This window comes from Candidatus Dormiibacterota bacterium (assembly GCA_036495095.1).
Taxonomy (GTDB): domain Bacteria; phylum Chloroflexota; class Dormibacteria; order Aeolococcales; family Aeolococcaceae; genus CF-96.
The window spans coordinates 1-3,728 of the sequence record DASXNK010000193.1; the positions used below are offsets into that span (position 1 = coordinate 1).

A 3,728-nucleotide genomic window follows, 5' to 3' on the forward strand; every position below is an offset into this window, starting at 1 on the left:
CCTCGATCTTCGAGGCCATCGACTCGATCGAGCCCAGCGCCCGCGGCGAGCTGGAGATCACCGACGCGATCCAGCGGATGATCTCCGACGGCAGCCGCAGCGTCACCGCTCAGGTGATCGAGGGCTGGTGGAAGGACACCGGCCGGCTCGACGACATCCTCGAGGCCAACCGGATCATGCTCGACGCCCTGACCCCGCGCATCGACGGCGAGGTCGGCGAGGACGCACGGGTCGACGGCAGGGTGGTGGTGGAGGCGGGCGCGCGTCTCCAGAACTGCCTGGTGCGCGGCCCGGCGATCATCGGGCGGGGCACGGTGATCAGCAACGCCTACGTGGGGCCCTTCACCTCCATCCACGACGGCTGCTCCATCCGCAACGCCGAGATCGAGCACAGCATCGTGCTCGAGAGCACCCGCATCGAGGACGTCGCCGCGAAGATCGAGAGCTCGCTGATCGGCAAGGAGTGCGTGGTGTGCAGCTCGCCGCTGCGGCCGCGGGCGATCAAGCTGATGCTCGGCGACCACTCCCGGGTGGAGCTGCTCTGATGCCGTGGAAGCCGCTGCCCGCCGCCATGGAGCGCACCCTCGAACGGATGCGCGCCACTCCCGCCTCGGCGCGGATGGGGGTGATCGACGGGGTCATGGTGAAGACCTACGTCAAGCACGCCGACCAGCGCGGCTTCTTCATCGAGCAGCTCAAGCGGGGCGACCTCGACGACAGGGGGCGGCCGTTCTCGCCGCCGGGCGAGTTCGCCCAGATGTCGCGCAGCCTCGCCTACGCCCGCGGCGGCAACCCGCCGGAGCTGATCAAGGCGTTCCACTGGCACGAGAGGCAGTGGGACTACTGGGACATCGTGGCCGGCAACGCGCGGGTGGTGCTGGTCGACCTCCGCGAGGGGTCGCCCACCGAGGGCAGGGTGCAGGCGATCATGCTCGGCGAGAACGCGCCGCGGATGGTGGCCATCCCCCCCCTCGTGGCCCATGGATACCAGGCCGTCGACCTCCGCGACGTGGTCCTCACCTACTACGTGACCGAGCCCTACGACCCCGCCGATCCCGACGAGGGGCGGATCGCCTGGGACGACGAGCGGATCGGCTTCGACTGGACCATCCAGAACATCTGATGCACCTCCTGATCACCGGCGGCGCGGGCTTCATCGGGAGCGAGTTCGTGCGCATGACCCTCCGCGAGCACCCCGACGACCGGGTCACCGTGCTCGACAAGCTCACCTACGCGGGCAATCCGCGCAACCTCGACACGGTGCGCGCCGACCCGCGCTTCGCCTTCGTCCAGGGCGACATCGCCGACGAGGCGCTGGTGACCGGGCTCGCCGCGAGCACCGACGTGATCGTCAACTTCGCCGCCGAGTCGCACGTCGACCGCTCGCTGGAGGCCGGCGGCCAGTTCATCCAGACCGACGTCTACGGCACCTACGTGCTGCTCGAGGCGGCGCGCGCCGCCGGCCACTCCCGCTTCCTCCAGGTGAGCACCGACGAGGTCTACGGGGACGTGCCCGAGGGGCGCAGCCGCGAGGACGACCCGATGCGGCCGCGCAGCCCGTACTCGGCGAGCAAGGCGGCCGCGGAGCTGCTGATCGGTGCCTACCGCGCCTCCCACGGGATGCCGGTGGTGGTGACCCGCGGCTGCAACACCTACGGGCACAACCAGTACCCGGAGAAGATCGTCCCGCTGTTCATCACCAACGCCATCGAGGAGCGCCCGCTGCCGATCTACGGCGACGGCTCGGCGGTGCGCGACTACCTGCACGTCGAGGACCACTGCCGCGGCATCGACACCGCGCTCCGGCACGGCGAGCCCGGGCTCGACTACAACGTCGGCGGCGAGACCGAGACCGACGGCATCACCGTGGCCGACACCGTGCTGCGGCTGCTCGAGCTGCCCGCCACCCTCAAGCAGTTCGTCCGCGACCGTCCCGGGCACGACCGCCGCTACGCCCTCGACAGCGGCCGGCTGCGCACCCTGGGGTGGCGGCCGCGGATCTCCTTCGAGGAGGGGATGCGGAGCACGGTGCGGTGGTACGTCGAGAACCCCGACTGGTGGCGGCCGCTGAAGTCGGGCGAGTTCTGGGACTTCTACCGGCGCAACTACCACCCCGCCGCCCCGGCGCGCTGATGCGCATCGCGATCACCGGGGCGGGTGGGCAGCTCGGCCGCGAGCTGATCGAGGTCGTCACCGCCACCGGGCACGAGGCGGTGGCGCTGGAGCGGCGCCGCTGCGACGTCGCCGAGCCGGGCGCGGCGCGGCGGCTGGTCGAGGAGGTCCGCCCCGACGCGGTGGTGAACTGCGCCGCCTGGACCGACGTCGACGGCGCCGAGTCGTCCCCCGACGCCGCCTACCGGGTCAACGCGATCGGGCCCCGCCTGCTCGCCGCCGCCTGCCGGGCCGCGGGGGTGCGCCTCTGCCACATCAGCACCGACTTCGTCTTCGACGGCGAGGGGAGGGCGCCGCTCGACGAGTGGGCCCCGACCCGCCCCCTCTCCGTCTACGGGGCGAGCAAGCTCGCCGGCGAGGAGGAGGTGCGGGCGCTCTGCGACCAGCACCAGATCGTGCGCACCGCGTGGCTCTTCGGCAGCGACGGCCCCAACTTCGTGCTCACCATGCTGCGCCTGGGCGGCTCGCGTCCGGAGCTGCGGGTGGTGGCCGACCAGCACGGCTCACCCACCTGGACGGGACACCTCGCCCCGGCGCTGCTCCGCCTGCTGGAGCTCGGCGTCCCCGGCACCTACCACCTCACCGGCGCCGGTGAGGCGAGCCGCCACGAGCTCGCGGCGGCGGTGGTCGAGGAGGCCGGCCTGGCCGCCGTGGTCGTGCCCGTGGGCGGTGAGGAGTTCCCCCTGCCGGCGCGGCGGCCCGCCCGCGCCGTGCTCGACAACCGCGCCTGGCGGCTGCTCGGCGAAGCCCCGCTGCCGCCCTGGCGGGAGGGGGTGCGCGCCTACCTGGCGGCACGCTGCGCCCCGGCGCCATGAGCCGGGTGCTGGTGGTCTCCAACGACCTCGTCCAGCCGCGCATGGCCGGGCCCGGCATCCGCAACCTCGAGCTCGCCCGCCAGCTCGCCGGCGCCGGTCACGAGGTCACCCTGAGCGCCCCGGGCGTCCCGGTGGTCGACGACCCTCGGCTCGCGGTGTGCGGCCACGACGAGGCCGGGCTGCGCCGGCTCGCCGCCACCCACGACGTCATCCTCTCGCAGGGCTGGGTGCTCCAGACCTTCCCCTTCCTCCGCGGCGGGCCGGCGGCGCTGGTGGTCGACCTCTACGACCCCTTCCCCCTGGAGACGCTGGTGGCGATGGCCGATGCGCCCCAGGCGGAGCGGACCGCGCTGCAGGACAGCCAGATCGAGGTGCTGGTCGAGCAGATCCGCGACGGCGACCACTTCCTCTGCGCCAGCGAGCGCCAGCGCGACTACTGGCTGGGAGCGCTGACCGCGCTCGGCCGCATCAACCCGCACACCTACGACGCCGACCCGACCCTGCGCCGGCTGCTCGACGTGGTCCCGTTCGGGATCCCCGAGGAGCGGCCGCGGCACCGCGCGGCGGCGATGCGCGGGGTGATCCCGGGCATCGGCGCGGACGACGTCGTGGTGCTCTGGGGCGGGGGTCTCTACAACTGGTTCGACCCGCTCACCCTGGTGCGCGGCGTGGCCCTGGCCGCCGAGGAGGTGCCCAGCCTCCGCCTGGTCCTCCACGCCGCCCGCCATCCCAACCCGTCGG

Annotated in this window: 5 protein-coding genes; all 5 read left to right on the forward strand. The window is 73.0% G+C overall.

Annotated elements, in window-relative coordinates; translation table 11 throughout:
* On the forward strand, positions 1–545 hold a 545-nt coding region (locus VGL20_19085), incomplete at its 5' end, for a sugar phosphate nucleotidyltransferase (protein HEY2705791.1).
* Positions 545–1,123 (forward strand): dTDP-4-dehydrorhamnose 3,5-epimerase family protein, encoded by a 579-nt coding sequence (locus VGL20_19090; GenBank protein ID HEY2705792.1) that lies wholly within the window; start codon positions 545–547, stop codon positions 1,121–1,123. The genes VGL20_19085 and VGL20_19090, both read left to right, overlap by 1 nt.
* Complete coding sequence (gene rfbB, locus VGL20_19095) at positions 1,123–2,133, forward strand: dTDP-glucose 4,6-dehydratase (protein HEY2705793.1); 1,011 nt, start codon at positions 1,123–1,125, stop codon at positions 2,131–2,133. Before VGL20_19090 ends, rfbB begins: the two co-directional genes overlap by 1 nt.
* On the forward strand, positions 2,133–2,987 hold the full coding sequence (rfbD, locus tag VGL20_19100; protein ID HEY2705794.1) for a dTDP-4-dehydrorhamnose reductase: 855 nt from the start codon (positions 2,133–2,135) through the stop codon (positions 2,985–2,987). The genes rfbB and rfbD overlap by 1 nt, the downstream gene beginning before the upstream one ends.
* On the forward strand, positions 2,984–3,728 hold a 745-nt coding region (locus VGL20_19105), incomplete at its 3' end, for a glycosyltransferase family 1 protein (GenBank protein HEY2705795.1). The genes rfbD and VGL20_19105, both read left to right, overlap by 4 nt.

Coding starts and splice junctions, on each gene's coding strand:
- VGL20_19090 (HEY2705792.1), top strand. CDS start 545: ATGCCGTGGAAGCCGCTGCCCGCCGCCATGGAGCGCACCCTCGAACGG.
- rfbB (HEY2705793.1), top strand. CDS start 1,123: ATGCACCTCCTGATCACCGGCGGCGCGGGCTTCATCGGGAGCGAGTTC.
- rfbD (HEY2705794.1), top strand. CDS start 2,133: ATGCGCATCGCGATCACCGGGGCGGGTGGGCAGCTCGGCCGCGAGCTG.